The organism is Streptomyces lacaronensis, assembly GCF_047337785.1.
GTDB classification, from domain to species: Bacteria; Actinomycetota; Actinomycetes; order Streptomycetales; family Streptomycetaceae; genus Streptomyces; species Streptomyces lycopersici.
The window spans coordinates 6,548,704-6,568,036 of the sequence record NZ_JBLHDK010000003.1; the positions used below are offsets into that span (position 1 = coordinate 6,548,704).

18 protein-coding genes are annotated in these 19,333 nt (G+C 71.7%); 9 read left to right on the plus strand and 9 right to left on the minus strand.

Going from position 1 to position 19,333, the window contains the following annotated elements:
• The first annotated feature begins 5 nt into the window (after window positions 1–5).
• Window positions 6–515: a flavin reductase family protein gene (locus ACMTAK_RS28505; RefSeq protein ID WP_413808821.1), complete on the plus strand. Its 510-nt coding sequence runs from the start codon at window positions 6–8 to the stop codon at window positions 513–515.
• 197 nt (window positions 516–712) lie between these two features.
• Here the strand turns inward: ACMTAK_RS28505 and ACMTAK_RS28510 are convergent, their stop codons facing one another.
• The 4 genes from ACMTAK_RS28510 to ACMTAK_RS28525 all read right to left on the minus strand — a co-directional run bounded on the left by ACMTAK_RS28510 (window position 713) and on the right by ACMTAK_RS28525 (window position 5,777).
• A complete protein-coding gene (locus ACMTAK_RS28510; protein WP_413808822.1) occupies window positions 713–1,351 on the minus strand; it encodes an MBL fold metallo-hydrolase in 639 nt (212 codons plus the stop codon).
• Complete coding sequence (locus ACMTAK_RS28515; RefSeq protein WP_413808823.1) at window positions 1,351–2,436, minus strand: S-(hydroxymethyl)mycothiol dehydrogenase; 1,086 nt, start codon at window positions 2,434–2,436, stop codon at window positions 1,351–1,353. The genes ACMTAK_RS28510 and ACMTAK_RS28515 overlap by 1 nt, the downstream gene beginning before the upstream one ends.
• 132 nt (window positions 2,437–2,568) lie before the next feature.
• Window positions 2,569–4,188: a M4 family metallopeptidase gene (locus tag ACMTAK_RS28520; protein ID WP_413808824.1), complete on the minus strand. Its 1,620-nt coding sequence runs from the start codon at window positions 4,186–4,188 to the stop codon at window positions 2,569–2,571.
• A gap of 578 nt (window positions 4,189–4,766) precedes the next feature.
• Window positions 4,767–5,777 carry an NAD(P)-dependent alcohol dehydrogenase gene (locus tag ACMTAK_RS28525; RefSeq protein WP_413808825.1) on the minus strand — a complete coding sequence of 337 codons (1,011 nt, stop codon included), beginning with the start codon at window positions 5,775–5,777 and terminating at the stop codon, window positions 4,767–4,769.
• A gap of 101 nt (window positions 5,778–5,878) precedes the next feature.
• Here ACMTAK_RS28525 and ACMTAK_RS28530 point away from each other — a divergent pair, with 101 nt between their 5' ends.
• Window positions 5,879–6,475: a TetR family transcriptional regulator gene (locus tag ACMTAK_RS28530; protein WP_413808826.1), complete on the plus strand. Its 597-nt coding sequence runs from the start codon at window positions 5,879–5,881 to the stop codon at window positions 6,473–6,475.
• A 69-nt stretch (window positions 6,476–6,544) separates the two neighbouring features.
• Entirely contained in the window at window positions 6,545–7,141 is a 597-nt protein-coding gene (locus ACMTAK_RS28535; RefSeq protein ID WP_413808827.1) for a Uma2 family endonuclease, read from the plus strand.
• Between the two features lie 93 nt (window positions 7,142–7,234).
• On the opposite strand, the gene ACMTAK_RS28540 is transcribed toward ACMTAK_RS28535, so the two are convergent.
• The gene (locus ACMTAK_RS28540; protein ID WP_210949255.1) at window positions 7,235–7,810 is read right to left on the minus strand and encodes a TerD family protein; all 576 of its coding nucleotides are present in this window, start codon (window positions 7,808–7,810) and stop codon (window positions 7,235–7,237) included.
• 174 nt (window positions 7,811–7,984) lie between these two features.
• On the opposite strand from ACMTAK_RS28540, the gene arfB reads away from it, so the two are divergent.
• The gene (gene arfB / locus ACMTAK_RS28545; RefSeq protein WP_413808828.1) at window positions 7,985–8,422 is read left to right on the plus strand and encodes an alternative ribosome rescue aminoacyl-tRNA hydrolase ArfB; all 438 of its coding nucleotides are present in this window, start codon (window positions 7,985–7,987) and stop codon (window positions 8,420–8,422) included.
• A gap of 215 nt (window positions 8,423–8,637) precedes the next feature.
• Here the strand turns inward: arfB and ACMTAK_RS28550 are convergent, their stop codons facing one another.
• A complete protein-coding gene (locus ACMTAK_RS28550) occupies window positions 8,638–9,138 on the minus strand; it encodes a flavin reductase family protein (RefSeq protein ID WP_343299752.1) in 501 nt (166 codons plus the stop codon).
• A gap of 406 nt (window positions 9,139–9,544) precedes the next feature.
• Here ACMTAK_RS28550 and cdgB point away from each other — a divergent pair, with 406 nt between their 5' ends.
• Window positions 9,545–11,236 carry a diguanylate cyclase CdgB gene (cdgB, locus tag ACMTAK_RS28555; RefSeq protein WP_413808829.1) on the plus strand — a complete coding sequence of 564 codons (1,692 nt, stop codon included), beginning with the start codon at window positions 9,545–9,547 and terminating at the stop codon, window positions 11,234–11,236.
• A gap of 262 nt (window positions 11,237–11,498) precedes the next feature.
• Window positions 11,499–12,494 (plus strand): carbohydrate-binding protein, encoded by a 996-nt coding sequence (locus ACMTAK_RS28560; protein WP_413808830.1) that lies wholly within the window; start codon window positions 11,499–11,501, stop codon window positions 12,492–12,494.
• A gap of 242 nt (window positions 12,495–12,736) precedes the next feature.
• Here the strand turns inward: ACMTAK_RS28560 and ACMTAK_RS28565 are convergent, their stop codons facing one another.
• The 3 genes from ACMTAK_RS28565 to ACMTAK_RS28575 all read right to left on the minus strand — a co-directional run bounded on the left by ACMTAK_RS28565 (window position 12,737) and on the right by ACMTAK_RS28575 (window position 16,103).
• Window positions 12,737–13,702: a 1-phosphofructokinase family hexose kinase gene (locus ACMTAK_RS28565; RefSeq protein WP_413808831.1), complete on the minus strand. Its 966-nt coding sequence runs from the start codon at window positions 13,700–13,702 to the stop codon at window positions 12,737–12,739.
• A 209-nt stretch (window positions 13,703–13,911) separates the two neighbouring features.
• Complete coding sequence (gene nagA / locus ACMTAK_RS28570) at window positions 13,912–15,171, minus strand: N-acetylglucosamine-6-phosphate deacetylase (RefSeq protein WP_413808832.1); 1,260 nt, start codon at window positions 15,169–15,171, stop codon at window positions 13,912–13,914.
• Window positions 15,171–16,103: an ROK family protein gene (locus tag ACMTAK_RS28575; RefSeq protein WP_413808833.1), complete on the minus strand. Its 933-nt coding sequence runs from the start codon at window positions 16,101–16,103 to the stop codon at window positions 15,171–15,173. Before ACMTAK_RS28575 ends, nagA begins: the two co-directional genes overlap by 1 nt.
• 291 nt (window positions 16,104–16,394) lie before the next feature.
• Between ACMTAK_RS28575 and ACMTAK_RS28580 the strand changes: the two genes are divergently transcribed.
• The 3 genes from ACMTAK_RS28580 (at window position 16,395) to otsB (ending at window position 19,272) form a co-directional block, all read left to right on the plus strand.
• Window positions 16,395–17,678, plus strand: coding sequence for an extracellular solute-binding protein (locus ACMTAK_RS28580; protein WP_413808834.1), 1,284 nt, complete (start codon window positions 16,395–16,397; stop codon window positions 17,676–17,678).
• A gap of 296 nt (window positions 17,679–17,974) precedes the next feature.
• Complete coding sequence (locus ACMTAK_RS28585; protein ID WP_121825225.1) at window positions 17,975–18,193, plus strand: DUF3263 domain-containing protein; 219 nt, start codon at window positions 17,975–17,977, stop codon at window positions 18,191–18,193.
• A gap of 227 nt (window positions 18,194–18,420) precedes the next feature.
• A complete protein-coding gene (gene otsB / locus ACMTAK_RS28590; protein ID WP_413813015.1) occupies window positions 18,421–19,272 on the plus strand; it encodes a trehalose-phosphatase in 852 nt (283 codons plus the stop codon).
• Window positions 19,273–19,333 lie beyond the last annotated feature (61 nt).

Here is a 19,333-nt window from a genome sequence, read left to right on the forward strand (position 1 = left end):
CGTCGATGACCATCACCTCTGAGGAGTTCACCCGGGCCATGGCCCGGGTGCCCGCCCCCGTGACGGTGGCCACGACGGTCGACGCGTCCGGACGCAAATGGGGGTTCACGGGCAGCTCGTTCAGCTCGCTGTCCCTGACCCCGCCACTGGTGCTGATCTGCCTGGGCAAGACCGCGAGCACCCATGAGGCGTTCACCACCGCCGAAAGCTTCATGATCAACATCTTGGCGGAGGGACAGGCGGACATCGCGCGGCGCTTCGCCGCCTCCGGCGCGGACCGGTTCGCGGCGGGGGACACCCTGCCGATGGAGCTGGGGCTGCCCGGCATTCCGGAGGCGGTCGCCCGGGTCGCCTGTTCACTGGACCGCGTCGTGGACGGCGGCGACCATTCCGTCCTCATCGGCCGGGTCGTGGCGGCCCACGTCGGCGAGGACGACCCGCTCGTCTACTGCGACCGCTCCTTCCAGCGCCCGGCGGCGGTGGCCGAGACGGTCCGCGGGGCCGCGGTCTGGTGAGCGCGGCCCCGCGGACCCGGGTGTGGACCGACCGCGGGGCGCAATGGCCCCCGGGTCGTGCGCTGGTTCAGGTGTGGGGCCGACCGCGGGGCGCAATGGCCCCCGGGTCGTGCGCTGGTTCAGGTGCGGGACCGACCGCGGGGGGCAATGGCCCTCGCGTCGTGCGCTGGTTCAGGTGCGGGGCCGACCGCGGGGGCTCAGTGCCCCCGCGCGATCCACTCCTCCAGATGCGGGGCCTCGTCCCCGACGGTCGTGGAGTCGCCGTGGCCGGTGCGGACCACCGTCTCCGGCGGCAGCGTCAGCAGCCGCTCCCGGATCGACTCGATGATCGTCGGGAAGGACGAGTACGAGCGCCCGGTGGCGCCCGGGCCGCCCTGGAACAGGGTGTCCCCGGAGAAGACCGTGGTCAGCGCCGGTGCGTACAGACAGACCGCGCCGGGGGAGTGGCCGGGGGTGTGCAGCACTCGCAGCTGCGTCCCGGCCACGGTGAGGACATCACCGTCGGCCAGCGGCTTGTCCGGGGCGCGGTCCGGGTGGCGCATCCGCCACAGCACCTCGTCCTCCGGATGCAGCAGGATCGGCGCGCCGGTGCGCTCGGCGAGTGCCGGGGCCGCGTCGATGTGGTCGTCATGGCCGTGGGTGGAGATGATGCCGAGCAGCCGGCGGCCGCCGACGGCATTCGCGATGGCGTCGGCGTCATGCGCGGCGTCGATCACGTACACCTCGTGGTCGTCGCCGATCAGCCACACGTTGTTGTCCACCTCCCAGGTGCCGCCGTCCAGCGAGAAGGTGCCGGAGGTGACGAGGTGGTCGACGCGTACGGGCGGAGGGGTCATCAGAACATCACCACCGAGCGGAGCACCTCACCGCGGTGCATCTTGGCGAACGCCTCCTCGATGTCCTCGAGCCCGATCGTCTCGCTGACGAACGCGTCCAGGTCGAGGCGGCCCTGCTGGTAGAGGTCGATCAGCATGGGGAAGTCGCGGTCCGGCAGACAGTCCCCGTACCAGGAGGACTTGAGCGCCCCGCCGCGCCCGAAGACGTCCAGGAGCGGCAGCTCCAGCTTCATCTCGGGGGTGGGGACGCCGACCAGGACGACGGTGCCGGCCAGATCGCGGGCGTAGAACGCCTGCTTGTAGGTCTCGGGGCGGCCCACGGCCTCGATGACGACGTCGGCGCCGTTGCCGTCGGTCAGCTCCCGGACGGCCTCGACGACGTCGGCGCTCTTGGCGTTGAGGGTGTGGGTGGCGCCCAGCGAGCGGGCCCACTCCAGCTTCCGCTCGTCCAGGTCCACCGCGATGATCTTCGCGGCCCCGGCCAGCCGCGCCCCGGCGACCGAGGCGGCGCCGACCCCGCCGCAGCCGATCACGGCGACGGAGTCACCGCGCTGGACGTTGCCGGTGTTGAGCGCGGCGCCGATGCCGGCCATCACCCCGCAGCCGAGCAGCCCGGCCGCGGCGGGCGAGGCCGAGGGGTCGACCTTGGTGCACTGCCCGGCCGCCACCAGCGTCTTCTCGGCGAACGCGCCGATGCCGAGCGCGGGGCTGAGCGCGGTGCCGTCGGTCAGGGTCATGGGCTGCTTCGCGTTGTGGGTGTTGAAGCAGTACCAGGGGCGGCCGCGGCGGCAGGCCCGGCACTCGTGGCAGACCGCGCGCCAGTTGAGGATCACGTAGTCGCCGGGGGCCACCTCCGTGACGCCCTCGCCCACGGACTCCACGATGCCCGCCGCCTCATGGCCGAGCAGGAAGGGGAACTCATCGTTGATCCCGCCCTCGCGATAGTGCAGATCGGTGTGGCAGACGCCGCACGCCTGGATCCGCACCACCGCCTCGCCGGGGCCCGCGTCCGGCACCACGATCGTCTCGATCCTGACCTTCTCGCCCTTGCCGGGGGCCACCACGCCGCGTACCTGTTGAGTCATGACAGCAGCGTAAGTGGCGACCAGCGGCTACGACAGGGATGACGAGGCCCGTCCGGAACGGGTCGCACCGGTCGGTCAGGAACGGGCCGCACCGGTCCCCCGGCGCGGCCCGTCACCACTTCGGGGGACCGCTTACTTCACGTTGATCGCGGTCCAGGCGGCGGCGACCGCCTTGTACTCGGTGGAGTTGGCCCCGTAGAGGTCGGAGGCGGCGCTGAGGGTGCCGGTGCGGGCGCCCGCGTACTTGGTCGTCGAGGTCCAGTACGTGGTCAGGGCCCGGTACCAGATCTTGATGGCCTTGTCCCGGCCGATCCCGGTGACGGTCGAACCGTTGTAGGTCGGGCTGTTGTAGCTCACGCCGTTGATCACCTTCGCGCCGCTGCCCTCGGACAGCAGGTAGAAGAAGTGGTTGGCGGGGCCGGAGGAGTAGTGGACGTCGATGTTGCCGAGCGTCGAGGACCAGTAGTCCTTGGACGCCCCGTCCTTGCTGGGCTTGTCCTGGTAGCGCAGCGGGGTGCCGTCGCCATTGATGTTGATCTTCTCGCCGATGAGGTAGTCACCGACGTCCGCGGAGTTGCCCGAGTAGAACTCCACCGCGGTGGCCATGATGTCGGAGGTGGCCTCGTTGAGACCGCCGGGCTCACCGCTGTAGTTGAGGTTGGCGGTGGCCGCGGTCACGCCGTGGCTCATCTCGTGGCCCGCCACGTCCATCGCGGTCAGCGCGTTGGCGTTGCCCGAGCCGTCGCCGTACGTCATGCAGAAGCAGGAGTCCTGCCAGAAGGCGTTGACGTAGTTGTTGCCGTAGTGGACGCGGGAGTACGAGCCCACGCCGTTGTTCTTGATGCCGTTGCGGCCCAGGAACTCCTTGTAGAAGTCCCAGGTCTCGGCCGCGCCGTAGTGCGCGTCGACGCCGGCGGTCTGGCGTCCGCCGCCCCATGCGTCGTCCGCGTCGGTGAACAGGGTGCCGGTTCCCGAGCTGCCCTGGTTCAGGTCGTACGTCTTGTGATTGCCCCGTGTGGAGTCGGTGAGGCTGTAGGTGGAGCCGCTCTTGGTGGTGCCCAGGGGCACCGTGCCGCTGTACTTGCTGGTGCCGGTGCCGGTCTCGACGCCCTCCCACTGGGACAGCTTCTTGCCCGTGGTGGCGTCGGTGACGACGTGCAGCTCGCTCGGGGTGCCGTCGGCCTGCGTGCCGGTGACGACGGTCTCCCAGGCCAGGACGGGCGTGCCGGTGGCCGCCCAGACCACCTTCCGCGGCGACTTGGCCTTCTCGCCGGTGGTCGCCTTCGGCGCGGCCTTCAGCGCGGTGCCGGAGGCGGCCGCCGGGGCCACGGCGGCGTCGGTGCTCTTGACCGCTATCCGCGCGTCGGTGGCCTTGTTGACGGAGCGCGCGCCACTGGTCTTCTCGTGGACGACCAGGTCGCCGCCGAGGACGGGCAGCCCCGCGTAGGTGCGCTCATAGCGGGTGTGAACGGTTCCGTCCGCGTCCTTGATGACGTCACGGACGAGGAGCTTCTCCTTGGCCCCGAGCCCGAGGGACTCGGCCTGCGCGGAGGCGTCGGCCTGGGCCGCCTTGATCGCGGTGGCGCGCTCGCCCGCGGTCAGCGGAAGCGCCGTGGCGCCCGCCTCGCGGGAGTGCTCCGGCTGGGCGCTGGCCTGGCCGGTCTGCACGCCGATGACGACCATGGCGGCGGAGGCGACGAGCGCCGCCACGCGGACGGTCTTCTTACGGGGGGAGGAAGCGATGGGTCTCACTCGGTCTCCTTGCCTTGGGGCCGCCGGGTCGCGGCCCTGTGTAGGGGGTACGGCCGGCCATGGGTGGGCCGTCCGGTCGAGCAGGAGTGGTGCGAGTGGTGCACAGAGTGGTGCATGAGGGCCTTACCGCGGAGTCAGAAGGACGCGCGGCGGGCCGACCAGAGATTGTCATTGAACGATCGATTGGGGTAGGCGCGTAACAAGAATTTGACGCGACGTTGTTCAAGTAGGGGCGAATTCGGTCAGCGAGGCATGAGGCAACAACGGCTGGTTGATGCCGACTTATGCCACTACGTCATGCCCCTGCCGCATCGGTGCCCCCGGCCGGGGCCGGGGGCGGGACCCGGCCGATCGCCCAGGTGACGAGCGCGGCGGGGCGATCGGCGGGCGCGCCGGGCCGGGTTGCTGTGCGTTGCTGTGTACGCGACGAGAAGACGATCTGTGTGGTGGGCCGTGTGCGGCCAGGTTTCCCGGCATCGCATGGTGGCGCGTGTGTTCGTGGCGGGCGTGGTCGAGTTCTGTGTGCGGGGCGCGGGCGTGGCCACGTTTCCCGGGGCCCGGCCCAGCCCGGTCCGGCCTCAGAACTCCAGCACCGCCCGGTACCGCGCGCGTCCGTGGCGGACGTGGTCGAGCGCCTCGTCGATGCGCGCGACCGGGAACGTCTCGACGACCGGGCGGATGCCGTGCCGCGTCGCGAAGTCCAGCATCCGCCGGTTCTCCTCCGCCGATCCCACGACGCCGCCGACGATCCGCTTCTCGCCCGGCAGCAGGCTCAACGGGTGGATGCTGAACGACCCGTGGGGAACGCCGACCACGGACAGCGTCCCCTGTGGGCGCAGCGCCGCGAGGTAGGCGTCCCACGGCAGATCGGCCGAGACGGTCGAGAGGATGAAGTCGAACGAGCCCGCCGCCCGCTGGAGCCCCTCCTCCGCGGCGAGGAACTCATGGGCGCCGAACCGCCGGGCGTCGTCCGCCTTCGCTCCCGTCGAGGAGATGGCGGTCACATGGCAGCCCCACTTGGCGAGGAACTGGATCGCGAGGTGGCCCAGGCCGCCGACGCCCACCACGGCGACCCGGTCCGTGGGCCGCACCCCGTTCCGGCTGATCGCCGAGAAGACCGTGATCCCGGCGCACAGGAGCGGCGCCGCGTGCTCGGAGGCGAGGGCGTCGGGCAGGGGCTGGACGTACCGCCAGTCGCTCGCCCGTACCCGGGTGGCGAACGCGCCGCGGTCGCCACGCAGCGCCGTGTCGTCCTTGCGCGGGCACAGATACTGCCGACCGGTGAGGCACCACTCGCAGGTGAAGCACGCCCCGGCCACCGCGCCGACACCGACGCGCTGACCGACGGCCAGCCGCGTGCCGTCGACGGCACTGCCCACGGCCTCGACCACGCCGACCGCCTCATGCCCCGCGACCACCGGAAACCGGGACACGCCGTACACGTCGTCCACCAGGCCGATGTCGGTCTGGCAGACGCCGCAGTGCGTCACGGCGACGTCGACCTCCAGGGGTCCCAGGGGCTCCGGCTCGTACTCGAGCGGCTGTACAGGGCCACCGGCTTGCTCCACCGCGTATGCGCGCACGGTCATGCTTCCCCACCTCATTTTCTAACTAACTAGTTGGTTGGATTTAGGTACGCTACGCGCCCACGCCCAGCGCTGGCAACTAACCAGTTGGTAACCTGAATCCCGTGTCTCCCCGGAAAAGCGATGCCACCCGCCGCCGCCTGCTCGACGCGGCCACCGCCGACTTCGCCGCCCATGGCATCGCGGGTGCCCGGGTCGACCGCATCGCGGCCGCCGCGGGCGTCAACAAGGCGCAGCTGTACGCCTACTTCGGGGACAAGCTCGGCCTCTTCGGCGCCGTCTTCCGCCTCCACGCCGACGCCGTCGTCGACGCCGTCCCGTTCACGGCCGACGACCTCCCCCGGTACGCCGTGCGGCTCTACGAGACCGCCATCGAACGGCCGGAACTGGTCCGTCTGGCCACCTGGGCCAAGCTCGAAGGAGTGGTCACCGGCAATCTGGTGACCGAGTCATCCGCCGTCACCGTCAAACTCCAGGCGATCGGCGAGGCCCAGCACGCCGGCCGTGTCACCGCCTCGATCGACCCCCAGGACGTGCTCGCGCTGGTCCTCGCCATGGCCCTGACCTGGTCCGCCGCCGGTCTCTCCGCCACCGCCGCCCCCGACGACCCGCCCAAGGCCCACACCCGCCGCAAGCAGGCCCTGGCCCAGGCGGTCTCGGGCGCCTTCGGGACAAGCGCTGATCGTCATCCGGACGGGTGACAACGGGCCCAACCGCCCGAGACGGCTCGCCTACGCTGGAAGCATCGCTCCGTACGAAGGAGGTCCACCGTGGCACTGACGGCCGCCGAGCGCGAGGCGCGCACGGACAGTGGCGAGAGCACCGCTTCATCGGTCGAGGAAGCCTTCGTGGCGTTGAGCGCGGCAGCCCCCGAGGGATGGCGCGTGGAACTGATCGAAGGGGAAATCCACGTGGTGCCTCCCGCTAATGGTGAGCACGAAGAGATTGTGTCCGAGGTTGCGGACCAGGTGACCAGCCGTCGTACGAACAAGGAACTGCGAACGCGTACTGGCCTTGGGCTCCTCGTTCCTGGAGCTTCGACCACCGGCAAGGTCGTTCCGGACATCGTCATCGCGCCCAAGGGGAGCTTTGACGACTCCTTGGAGTACCACGACCCCGGGGCGGTGATGCTCGTCGGCGAGGTCACGTCACATTCGACCGCCGACAATGATCGGGGCCCCAAGCTCCGCGGTTACGCGGCGGCGGGCATTCCCTTCTACCTGCTGATCGACCGGGAGCGGAACCAGGCGGTCCTGCACTCCCTGCCCGCTGGGAAGAGGTACACCCGCAAGGTCGAGGTCGACATCTCCCAGCCGCTGTCGCTGCCCGAGCCCCTCGGGTTCGATCTGGACACCAGCGAGTTCTGACCCCGTTCCCCTTCAACGGGGGCATGGCCGCGGACACGGCGAGGGCCGCCCCGGGTGCGGGGCGGCCCTTGGTGGTGGTGCGCTGGTGGAACCTCAGACGTTGACGCCGAAGTCCTTGGCGATGCCCACCAGGCCGGAGGCGTAGCCCTGGCCCACGGCGCGGAACTTCCACTCCGCGCCGTTGCGGTACAGCTCGCCGAAGACCATGGCGGTCTCGGTGGCGGCGTCCTCGCTCAGGTCGTAGCGGGCGATCTCGGTGCCGCCGGCCTGGTTGACGATGCGGATGAACGCGTTCCGCACCTGGCCGAAGTTCTGGCTACGGGACTCGGCTTCGTAGATCGAGACCGGGAAGACGATCTTCTCCACGTCGGCAGGCAGACCGGCCAGGTTGACGTTGATCTGCTCGTCGTCGCCCTCGCCCTGGCCGGTGACGTTGTCACCGGTGTGGACGATGGTCTGGTCCGGCGTGGACTTGTTGTTGAAGAACACGAAGTGCTGGTCGGAGTAGACCTTGCCGTTCGTGTTCACGGCGATGGCGCTCGCGTCGAGGTCGAAGTCGGTGCCCGTGGTGGTGCGGACATCCCAGCCGAGGCCGACCGTGACGGCGGTCAGGCCCGGTGCCTCCTTGGTGAGCGAGACGTTGCCGCCCTTGGACAGGCTTACAGCCATGGGGAGTCCCTTTCGTGGTCTCGATGGTCCGAGGCGACGGGCGAAGCCGTCGTCACCCTCCACAACGCCATGAATGGCCCGACAGGTTCCAGCTCTCTTTACTTTCTTTGCCAAACCCTGATGTCGGCGTACGACGAGATAACAAGATGACGCCGCCGGGGTCGGCAGGCGACCATGGGGGACATGCCCGCGCCCTATGTCATCCGAGGTTCGGTCTTCTTGCCGGAGGCCGAGTTGATGTGGCGTTTCTCGCGGTCCTCCGGGCCCGGCGGACAGCACGTCAACACCAGCGACAGCCAGGTCGAGCTGCGCTTCGACCTCGCCCGCACCGAGGCACTGCCGTCCGTATGGAAGGAGCGCGCCCTGGAGCGGCTGGCGGGCCGGCTGGTGGACGGGGTGGTGACCGTACGGGCCTCCGAGCACCGTTCGCAGTGGCGCAACCGCGAGACGGCCGCCGTAAGGCTCGCATCACTGCTCGCGGAGGCGACCGCGCCACCGCCCAAGCCGCGCCGCCCCACCCGGATCCCCCGGGGCATCAACGAGCGGCGGCTGCGCGAGAAGAAGCAGCGGAGCGAGGTCAAGCGGGGGCGTACGGGGCGGGGCTGGACGTAGCCCCGGACGGCCGCTCGGATCGCCCGGACCGACCGGATTGCCCGGACCGACCGTGCTGCCCGTGCCGACCGTGCTGCCTGGGTCGCCGTGCCGCCCGTGCCGCTCGGGTCGCCCGTGTTGCCTGGGTCGCCCGTGCCGCTCGGGTCGCCCGTGCTGCCCGGACCGACCGTGCTGCCCGTGCCGCCGTTCCCCGCCCGCCACGTCTTCGGCGCCCCTCACCCCAGCGTCCGGTAGCGCCCCCTGAAGTACGTCAGCGGCCCGCCCTCCGCGGCCGGTGCCGCCGCGGCGAGCACCCGGGCCACCACCAGCGTGTGGTCCCCGGCCGTCACCCGCTGCTCGGTGCGGCACTCCAGCGTCGCCAGCGCGCCCACCGCGAGCGGCGCGTCCGTATGTTCGCCCCGCACCACGGACATGTCCTCGAACAGCAATCTGTCGCTGATGCGCCCCTTCATGGCGAATCGTCCCGCGATGTGCCGCTGACCTTCCGACAGGACCGATACCGCCCAGTGGGGCTGTCGCTCCAGGAGCTCGTCCATCCGGGACCCGTTGCGAACGCTCACCATCACCAGCGGCGGGTCAAGTGACACTGACATGAACGCGGTGGCCGTCATGCCGACGTCCTCGCCGCGCGGCCCCTCCTCCGGGTCGTGCGCGGTCACCAGCACCACACCCGCGGTGAATCGCGACAGCGCGATGCGGAACTCGTCCTCGCTCACCCCACCAGCATGGGGGACGGCGGGCTCGGCTGGGCTGGAAGGAGTCGTCGGGAACACCCTTCGACGCTAACCGCCCCCGGCCGGTCCCCGCATCGGGCCCGGGGACCACTGCGGGCGTAGGTCGCGGGCCGTAAGCCGGGCGCCGGGCCGGGGGGGTGTCCCGGCTCCCCGGGCGGCCGCCTTGCATGGCCAGGCGCACTCGTTCCGGGATTTGCGATCACAAAAACTAGGAGCGCTCCCATCCGCTCTCTTGAAGAGATGAACACGGTCTGTGACATGAGTCACAGCAGGCAGTAATTGTTGACCCTGTGTACCGAGTGGGCAGCTCGCTGTGATTCAGTGGCCGTGGCAATCGGACGACAAGACGCCAGGAGTTTGCTGTCGAGGTCTCGGGGGAGTGCGATCGATGGAGACCGAGTCGGAGCCGTACATCCGCCTTGCGACACTGCGGCAGCTGCACCAGGTAGTCGCCGATCTGAACACCGCCCGCAACTTCGCCGACACGCTTCAGGCCGTCGCCGACGGTGTCATCGCCGGGCTCGGCTTCGAGCTGTCGGCCGTCAACCTCGTCCGCCCCGACGGGGACCTCGTCGTCGCCGCCGTCGGCGGCAGCGCCGGGGCCGAGGCGCTGATGGCCGGGCGGGTCGGCTCCCGCTGTTCCTGGGAGCGCCGGCTGTCCATGGGCGAGCGCTGGGGCGATCTGCGCTTCATCCCGTACAGCGAGGGATGGGTCCTCGACGACGACGACGTCCCGCAGTGGCACACCCCGGGACCCGCGCCCCGCTTCCCCGACGAATGGCATCCGATGGACCGCCTGTTCGCCCCGCTCTACGCGGCGGGCGCCTCCGGCGGCGAGCTCATAGGCGTGCTGTCCGTCGACAAGCCGCGCAACGGCCGCCACCCCGGCGCCTGGGGCCGCGAGGCCCTCCAGATGTACGCCTTCCACGCCGCCGTCGCGATCGGCAACGCCCGACTGCGCGGCAATATGCAGCGCGCCCTGCTGCGCCTGGAGCGCGAGCAGCAGGCGCTGCGCGCCAGCGAGGAGTCCTTCCGGCAGGCGTTCGAGTACGCGCCCAGCGGCATGGCCATCGCCGAGATGGGCGGCGATCAGCACGGCCGGCTGCTGCGCACCAACGACGCCCTGTGCCGGCTGCTGGGCCGCCCGGCCTCCGCGATGCGCCGCTTCTCCTTCTCCGACCTGGTCCACCCCGAGGACATCGGCACCCTGCTGCGAACCTCCGCCGAGGGCGGCCGCGCCGAGCTGCGGCTGGCCCGCCGCGACGGTTCGTACGTCTGGGTCTCGCTGCGCAACTCGGTGGTGGCCGACGCCGCCGACGGCCCGCGCTTCCTGCTCACCCATGTCGAGGACATCGAGGAGCGCAAGCGCCATGAGCTGCAGCTCGCCCACCGCGCCAGCCATGACTCGCTGACCGGTCTGCCCAACAGCGCCGAGCTGCGCGCCCGGCTCGCCGCCCGGCTGTGCGCCACCCCGCCCCGGCCGGGCGGGGGGTACGAGGACGGGGGCGCGTCGGACGGCGGTGCCGCGGGCGCCGGCGGGGTCTATGTGGACGCGGCGGGGCATCTGCACGGCTTTGACGAGTTCGAGTGCTTCGGCACCCCGCCCCCGGTCGAGACCGCCCCGTTCGACGGCCATGTGCACACCGTCCCGCCCAACGAGGACTCCGACATCGACGACGGCCACAAGGGGCTCGCGGTGCTCTTCTGCGACCTCGACGGCTTCAAGTCCATAAACGACCGGTTCGGGCACCACGCGGGCGACGCCGTGCTCATCGAGGTCGCCCGCCGGCTGACCAACGGAGTGCGGGAAGGGGACACGGTCGCCCGCCTCGGCGGTGACGAGTTCGTCGTCCTCGCCGACGGCCTCGGCCGGGCCGACGCGGCTGACCTGGCGGTACGGCTGCGGAACGCGATCACTCCGCCCATCCGGGTGGACGGCCGGGCCGTCCGGGTCGGTGCCAGCTTCGGCATCGGCTGGGCGGGCTGCGGAATGTCGGCCGAAGAGGTGCTGCACTCCGCTGACCAGCGGATGTACATCGAGAAGCGGTCCCGCTCCAAGGAGCGCCGCCGGGCGGGGTGAGGGGTGGGGGGTATGGGCGTGGGGTGGTTGTGAGATATGTCGGCGGGTGGGAGGTGGGCGCCGCCGGGCCGGATGAGGTGGGCAGGCGGTCGGTCGCGGTAGGCTGCGCCGATGCGGCCCTGCCGCCGACAGTGAACCGATCATGAATATTGGCCATCCGGACAGCACACGCCCTGTTGAGGCCCTCTCGACCCTGATATGAGCTGTCGTGGCGCGTTCTGATCCCGCGCCGATGGCCATATGCATAGGGGAGTGACGAGGGATGACGGCCGGCAACAACGGCTCGGGCACACCGGAGAACGACGACCCGTTCGCCTACCTGTATCGCTCGGAGGGCGATCAAGGGAACGAGGGCGGTCAGTCGGGCCAGCCGGGTGCCGCCCCCCGCACCGGCGGCTATGGCTACCCGGGCCCGGCCCAGCCAGGGGTTCCCCGCACCTCGTACAACCAGGTCCGCGCGGTGGGTGAGCGCAACTACGGCCAGCAGATCCCGAACCAGCAGCCGCAGCAGGGGTACGGCCAGCAGGGCGGCCATGGTCGGCAGAACGCCCACTACGCCGCCCCCGAGACCCTGCCCGGCGGCGCGCCCCGCCAGCCCGGTGCGGCCGGCCCGCGCGGCGGCCATGGCGGAGGCGGCCGCGGCCCCAACAACAAGGGGCTGCTCATCGGCGCCCTCGCGGTGGTCGCGGTGGTCCTCGTGGGCATCGGCGTCGCCATGATCACCAACGGTGACGACAACAAGGACGACCAGGCCGATCCGACCGGCCAGCCCACTGCGGGCTCCAGCGTCCGGCCCCGCGAGCCCTCCGGGCCCGCAAAGGGTCCGGGCGACGAGAAGCTGCCCACCGAGGACGCCGCGAAGATGAAGCTGACCGGCGGCGCGGCCCCCGCGAGCGACATCAAGGGCGCCAAGGCCGCGGGCGGCACCTACGTCGGCGGGCTCAACACCCCGGGCTCGTCCGCGACCTGGAGCCTGGACGTGGCCAAGGCGAAGTCCTACCGGCTGTACGTCACCTACGGCGTGCCCGGCGAGGACCAGAGCATGTCGCTGACGATCAATGGCAAGAAGGAGACGCGGCCGCTCAACATGAAGAACTTCTCGGGCGCGCCGAAGGGTGACTACGAGAAGGGCTGGACCGAGACCTGGTCGATCGTCCAGCTCACCAAGGGCACCAACACGATCACCGTGTCGTGTGACCCCGGCGACAAGTGCGACGCCAACATCGATCAGATGTGGCTGGCCAGGGCCAAGGGCTAGCCACGGCAAAGGGCTAGCCAGGGCCAAGGGCTGGCCAGGGCCGATGGCTAGCTGGTGTCCGGCGGATCGTGACGCCCGCGGCGGGGTGCCTTCCCCTACCCGCCCCTTCCCTCAACTGGGGCTCCGCCCCAGACCCTGGGATCTGGGGCGGAGCCCGTGCCACGCGGCGGAGCCGCATATCGATGCCGCGGGAAGGGGCGGGGAGGGGAAGGCGTAGGACCGGGGCGGCACTCGGCGGTTGTTCACGCCGCCGCCGGCGGGTGCTCCGTCACCTCGACCCGCGCCAGCGCCTCGTCGTAGACCGCGCGGTCGAACTCGCCCGCCACCGGGGCCCTTACGGCCGCCGCCGACAGGGCGACGGCGCGGGCCAGCCGGTCCGGCCACGGCACCTCCTCGACCAGCCCGGACAGCAGCCCCGCGACCGCCGCGTCCCCGGCGCCCGTCGGATTGCCCGTCAGCCGGCGCGGCGGGGTGGCGCGCCAGGCGCCGTGGGCGGTGACCATGAGCATGCCGTCGGGGCCGAGCGAGGCGGCCACCGCGCGCGCCCCGCGCCGCCGGGCGTCGCGCGCGGCGCGCAGCGGGTCGGTGGAGCCGGTGAGCCCGGCGAGCTCGTCGGCGTTGGGCTTGACGAGATGGGGGCGGGCGGCGATGCCCCGGCGCAGCGGTTCGCCGCTGGTGTCCAGCAGGGTGGGCACGCCCGCCGCATGCGCCTCCCGGATGAGCTGGGCGTACGTCCCGACGGGAACCCCGGGCGGCAGACTGCCGCACAGCGCGACCGCCGACGCCTCGCGGAGCAGCCGGCCGTAACCGTCCATGAAGGCGGACCACTCGGGGGTGGTGACGATCGGGCCCGGCTCGTTGAGCTGGGTGGTGTCACCCGTGGCGGCGTCCACGACGCCGATGGTGCGCCGGGTGGTGCCGGCGATCGGGACCAGCGCGTCGGTGATCGTGCCGCGAGGTGCCTTGGGACCGCCGCCGGGCGTGGCGATCTCGGCGAGCAGCTGCCGCAGCACCGCGCCGGTGACCCCGCCGACGAAACCGGTGACGACGGTGTCATGGCCCAGCGCGGCCAATACCCGGGCCACGTTGAGGCCCTTGCCGCCGGGCCGTTCGGTGACCTCGGTGACGCGGCGGGTGGTGTGCGGGCGCAGTTCCGGCACCCGGTAGGTGACGTCGAGGGCGGTGTTGAGCGTGACCGTGAGGATCACCCTGGCATCCCCTCTCCCGTCCCCCCGCCGGACGGAGACTCCTGTGCTGAACGCGACTGTGTGCCTAGCCGTGCCCGAGTCGGGCGTGCCCGTTCCCGTGCCCGAGCGATCATGCCAAAACGAGTGGCTTCGGCCCAGACCTCCGCGTCGTTCCGGACAGCGTCGGACGGTGTCAACACCCCGTCATCCCGACCTGAAATCAGAACACTTCAGCTCAATTCGGGATGGACCACCCAAGTGCCCCGGCGCATCACGCGCCGCAGCCGGAAGTCGTCGTCGAGCACGACGAGATCGGCGTCCTTGCCGGGCTCGAGCGAACCCACCCGGTCGGCGATGCCCAGTACCCGGGCCGGGGTGGCGGACAGCGCCCTTACGGTCGCCTCGACGCCGAGCCCGTCGATGGTGACGGCCCGCCGGAAGGCGCGGTCCAGGGTGAGGGTGGAGCCCGCGATGGAACCGGCCGTCGGCCCGTCGCTGATCCGCGCGACACCGTCCTTGACCTCGACTTCCATGGGCCCGAGCGGATAGCGGCCGTCGCTCATGCCCGCCGCGCCCATCGCGTCGGTGATGAAGGCGACCCGGTCCGCGCCCGCCCGGTGGAAGGCCAGCCCCAGGACGGCGGGGTGCAGATGGGTGCCGTCGTTGATCAGCTCCACCGTGATCCGCTCGTCCTCCAGCAGCGCGGCCACCGGGCCGGGGGCGCGGTGCAGCAGCGACGGCATCGCGTTGAACAGGTGGGTCGCCACGGTCGCGCCCGCCTCGACGGCCTCCAGCGTCGCCTCGTACGTCGAGTCGGTGTGGCCGACGGCCGCGAGGACCCCGCTCTCGGCCAGCAGCCGTACGGACTCCAGCCCGCCCGGCAGTTCGGGGGCGAGGGTCATCATCCGCGCGGTGCCGCGCGCCGCGTCCACCAGCTTGCGCACATCCGCCGGATCGGGCGCGCGCAGCAGCGAGGGCTGGTGGGCGCCGCAGCGGTGGGGGGAGATGAACGGCCCCTCGAAGTGGATGCCCGCCAACTCGCCCTGCTCCACCAGCTCCGAGAGGGTGGCGGCCTGCCGGGCGAGGTCGTCCAGATCGCCGGTGACGGTGGAGGCGAGCATCGTGGTGGTGCCGTGCCGCCGGTGCGTACCGATGACGGTCAGGGCCTCCTCGGAGGTGCCCGCCGAGAACGAGGCACCGCCGCCGCCGTGCACATGCAGGTCCACGAAGCCGGGGACGATCCAGCCGCCCGCCAGGTCGAGCACCCGCTCGCCGCCGCTGGCCGCTGGTCCTGTCGCGTGTCCGGCCGCCGGTCCCCCCGCGTGTCCGGCCGCTGGTCCTGCCGCGTGTCCCGCCGCGTGCCCGGCCGCTGGTCCTGCCGCGTGTCCGGCCGCCGTGATGCGCGTGCCCTCGACCGTCACCCGCCCGTTGTCGACCACGCCGTCCGGCAGGACCACCCGGGCGCCGGTGAGATGCGTTCGCTGGGCCATCAGGCGGTTACCTCCGTGGAGAGTCGGTCCCAGGCGAGCAGACCCGCGCCCAGGCAGCCGGCGGTGTCCCCGAGGGCCGCCGGGACGATACGGGGGAGCTGCTGGAAGGTGAGCCGCTCCTCGACCGCGGTGCGCAGCGGCGCGAACAGCGTCTCCCCGGCCTCGGCCAGCCCACCGCCGACGATCAGCACACCGGGGTCCAGCAGGGTGAGGGCGGTGACCAGGCCGTCGGCGAGCGCGCCCACCATCTCGCCCCACACGGCCACGGCCCGGGGATCGCCGGACCGGACGGCCTTGGCGCAGTCGGCGGCGTCGGCGGCCGGATCGCCGCTGGCGGCGGCCCAGGCGCGGCCCACCGCGGCAGCCGAGGCGAGCGTCTCCAGACAGCCGGACTGACCGCAGCCGCAGGCGGCGCCGCCCGGCCGGACGACGATATGGCCGATCTCACCGGAGGAGCCATGGGCTCCGGGGTCGATGCGCCCGTCGACGCCGATGGCGCCCGCGATGCCGGTGCCGACGGAGACGAACAGGAAACGCCGGGCGCCCTCGCCCGCTCCTATGCGCCCCTCGGCCAGCCCGCCCAGCCGGACGTCATGGCCGAGCGCGACCGGGATCCCGCCCAGCCGCTCGGTGAGCAGCGCCCGCAGCGGGACGTCGCTCCAGCCGAGGTTGGCGGCGAAGACGGCCACCCCGCGGTCCTCGTCCAGTACCCCGGGCACGCCGACCCCGGCGGCCAGCGGGGGCCCGCCGAACCGCCGCTCGCCGATCGCGCGCAGCTCGGCGGCGAAGTCGAGGATCGCGGCCACGACCGCCTCGGGTCCGCGCTCCCGCTCGGTGGGCCTCCTGGCCTCGTGGAGGAGTGTGGTGTCCGCCCCGATCAGGGCGGCCTTCATACCGGTGCCGCCCACATCCAGGGCGATGACGTGTTTCACATGGAACAGTCTCGCGCGATCCACCATGAGAGGTCTAGTCCACTCGCCGCTTCTCGTCGGGAGATCACGCCGTCGCCGGTAGGGGAGTTGGTGTGAACCAGCCCCTCCGTTTGTGACTGGGTGACACATCCCACTTACGCGTGTAGCACCCCGCTCACCTGGGCAATTCAGCTCCGATACCGAAGCGATACGCCCGTGGTGTAGACCTTGTGGAGGTTTGCAAGGCAGACTCGCTCGACCTCGGGGGAGGACCCTTGAGGATGAAACAAGCCATAGGGTGGGAAAACAGCGGTGCAGCGGCGACGGTTCTTGGGTCTGACAACGGCGGGTGTCGCGGCGGTGGCGACGGCACCAGGACTCACGGCATGTGGCGGCGACAGCTCCGGCTCCGACGGTGATGTCACCTTGAAGGTGGTCGCGGCCGACTACGGCGACAGCACCGCCAACGGCTCCCAGAGGTACTGGAACAAGGTGGCCCGGGCGTTCGAGGCCAAGAACGGCGGCCTTAAGGTCGACGTCAGCGTCTACAGCTGGACCGAGGTGGACCGGCGGGTGGCCGAGATGGTCAAGAACGGGCAGGCCCCGGACATCGCACAGATCGGCGCGTACGCCGACTACGCCGCGCAGGGCAAGCTCTACCGCGCCGACGAGATGCTCTCCATCCCCACCCAGGCCGGGTTCATCACCTCGATCGCCCATGCGGGTGAGGTGCGGCGGGTGCAGTACGGGGTGCCGTTCGTGGCAAGCGCCCGGCTGCTCTTCTACAACAAGAAGCTCTTCGACCGGGCCGGGATATCCTCCGCCCCCACCAGCTGGGACGAGCTCAAGGAGGCGGCCGTCCGGCTCAAGGCCAATGGGGTGAAGATCCCGTACGGGCTGCCGCTCGGCCCCGAGGAGTGCCAGGCCGAGACCATGATGTGGATGCTCAGCGGCGGTGGCGGCTACACCGACACCAACGGCAGCTACACCATCGACTCCACCGAGAACATCGAGGCCTTCGAGTGGCTGCGGGACGAACTCGTCGGCGCGGACCTCACCGGCCCCGGCTCCCCGGCCCGCACCAACCGCCAGGACACCTTCGATGCCTTCGCCCGCGGCGAGGTCGGCATGCTCAACGGCCACCCGACCCTGATGCAGCAGGCGTCCGGCCACGGCATCACATACGGCACCGCGCCGCTGCCCGGCCGCAGGGGCAAGTCCCCGTCGACGATGGGCGTCGCCGACTGGCTGATGGCCTTCAAGCAGAACGGCCACCGTCAGGAGATCGGGAAGTTCCTCGACTTCGTCTACACCGAGAAGAACGTGCTGGACTTCGTCACCGAGTACGACCTGCTGCCGGTGACCACCGCCGTCGAGCAGACGATGCTCGGCGACCGTGAGTACAAGCGGCTGTGGCGGTTCCTGGACGAGCTGGAGAGCGCGGAGTTCTACCCGGCCGACAAGACCTCCTGGGCGGAGGTCAGCAAGCTGATCAAGCAGAAGATCGGCTCGACCGTGGCCAAGGGCGGCGACCCGGCGAGCGTACTGGGCCAGATCCAGCGGGAGGCCGACGCCATGGAGAATGCGGGGGCATGACAGTGGACACGCCCGGCCCCGGCCCCTCCGACGACCCCGCCGACCAAGTCGGGGAGCAGGACCAGGACCAGGTCGAGGACCAAGGGCGAGCCGAGGACCAGGGCCAGGGCCAGGACCAGGACCAGGGCCCGGACCAGGGTCGGGGCCGGGGCCAGGGTCGGGACCAGGTCGAGGACCAAGGGCGAGCCGGGGGCCAGGGCCAGGCTCAGGGCCAGGACCAGGGCCAGGACCAGGACCAGGGCCAGGGGCAGGGGCAGGACCAGGTCGGGGACCGGGAGCCGGGTCCGGATGCCGGGCTGTCAGAGCGCGACTTGGCCGTGCTCGCCGTGGAGCGGCGCGGCTGGCCGGGCCCCGGCGCCAAGGAGCGGGCGATACGGGAGCGGTTGGGCCTCTCCCCGACCCGCTACTACCAGCTGCTGAACGCGCTGCTGGACGACCCCAGGGCCCTGGAGCACGACCCGGTGACCGTCAACCGGCTGCGCCGGATCAGGGACGAGCGCCGCGAACGCCGCTGACGCGCATCGTCGGCGGGACGGCCGGGCCGCGTTCATCAGCCGGGCGCGCGCGAGCCGTGCACGGGCGGGCACCCGTGAGGCGTTCACCGGCCGGGCACCCGGGGGCACCGGCCGGGCACCCGCGACGCGTTCACGGGCCGGGCGCCCGGGGGCGTTCAGCGGGGGGACGCTCGGGGGAAGCCCGCTGTGCCGCCGGGCCCGGTAGGGTCACCGCCATGGGCAGCGCTATGGGAAGTCACCCCGTCCCCGTACCCACCACCTCCGCCGGCCGTGAGGGCCTCGCCGCCCTCCTGGAACGGCCCGGACGCGCCATCGTCGGACTCGACTTCGACGGCACCCTCGCCGAGATCGTCCCCGACCCCGACCAGGCCCGCGCCCACCCCGGCGCCGTCCCCGCGCTCTCCCGGCTGGCCCCGCGGATCGGCTCCGTCGCGGTGATCACCGGACGCCCGGCCGAGGTCGCCGTACGGTACGGCGGGTTCGCCGGGGCCGAGGGGCTGGACGGGCTCGTCGTCCTCGGCCTCTACGGCGCCGAGCGCTGGGACGCGGGCAGCGGCGAGGTCCAGGCGCCCGAACCGCACCCCGGCGTCGCCGCCGTCCAGGCCGAACTCCCCGCCGTCATCGAGGAGCACGGCGCCTCGCGCGGCATCTGGATCGAGGACAAGGGCGGCGCCGTCGCCGTCCACACCCGCCGTGCCGAGGACCCCCAGGCCATGTTCGAGCGGCTGCGCGCGCCGCTGCACGCCCTCGCCGAGCGCCATGGGTTGATCGTCGAGCCCGGCCGCTTCGTGCTGGAGCTGCGACCGCCGGGGATGGACAAGGGCGTCGCGCTCACCGAGTACGTACGGCGGACGGGCGCGGAAGCCGTGCTCTACGCGGGCGACGACCTGGGCGACCTGGCCGCGTTCGCGGCGGTGGAGCGGCTGCGCGAGGAGGGGGTGCCGGGGGTGCTGGTGTGCAGCGGCAGCACGGAGGTGACCGAACTCGCCAAGCGGGCCGACCTGGTGGTCGACGGCCCGGCGGGCGTGGTGGGCCTGCTGTCTGCCCTGGCCGCCGCGGTCAGCGGCGAAGCCGCGTAGGGCTCGCCGGCGACAGTGGCCGCTACCCACCCGGACAGTGGCCGCTACCCAACCCGGACAG

Coding starts and splice junctions, on each gene's coding strand:
- otsB (WP_413813015.1), top strand. CDS start 18,421: ATGGGAAGTCACCCCGTCCCCGTACCCACCACCTCCGCCGGCCGTGAG.
- arfB (WP_413808828.1), top strand. CDS start 7,985: ATGGGGGACATGCCCGCGCCCTATGTCATCCGAGGTTCGGTCTTCTTG.
- ACMTAK_RS28540 (WP_210949255.1), bottom strand. CDS start 7,810: ATGGCTGTAAGCCTGTCCAAGGGCGGCAACGTCTCGCTCACCAAGGAG.
- ACMTAK_RS28525 (WP_413808825.1), bottom strand. CDS start 5,777: ATGACCGTGCGCGCATACGCGGTGGAGCAAGCCGGTGGCCCTGTACAG.
- ACMTAK_RS28560 (WP_413808830.1), top strand. CDS start 11,499: ATGACGGCCGGCAACAACGGCTCGGGCACACCGGAGAACGACGACCCG.
- ACMTAK_RS28505 (WP_413808821.1), top strand. CDS start 6: ATGACCATCACCTCTGAGGAGTTCACCCGGGCCATGGCCCGGGTGCCC.
- ACMTAK_RS28510 (WP_413808822.1), bottom strand. CDS start 1,351: ATGACCCCTCCGCCCGTACGCGTCGACCACCTCGTCACCTCCGGCACC.
- nagA (WP_413808832.1), bottom strand. CDS start 15,171: ATGGCCCAGCGAACGCATCTCACCGGCGCCCGGGTGGTCCTGCCGGAC.
- cdgB (WP_413808829.1), top strand. CDS start 9,545: ATGGAGACCGAGTCGGAGCCGTACATCCGCCTTGCGACACTGCGGCAG.
- ACMTAK_RS28515 (WP_413808823.1), bottom strand. CDS start 2,436: ATGACTCAACAGGTACGCGGCGTGGTGGCCCCCGGCAAGGGCGAGAAG.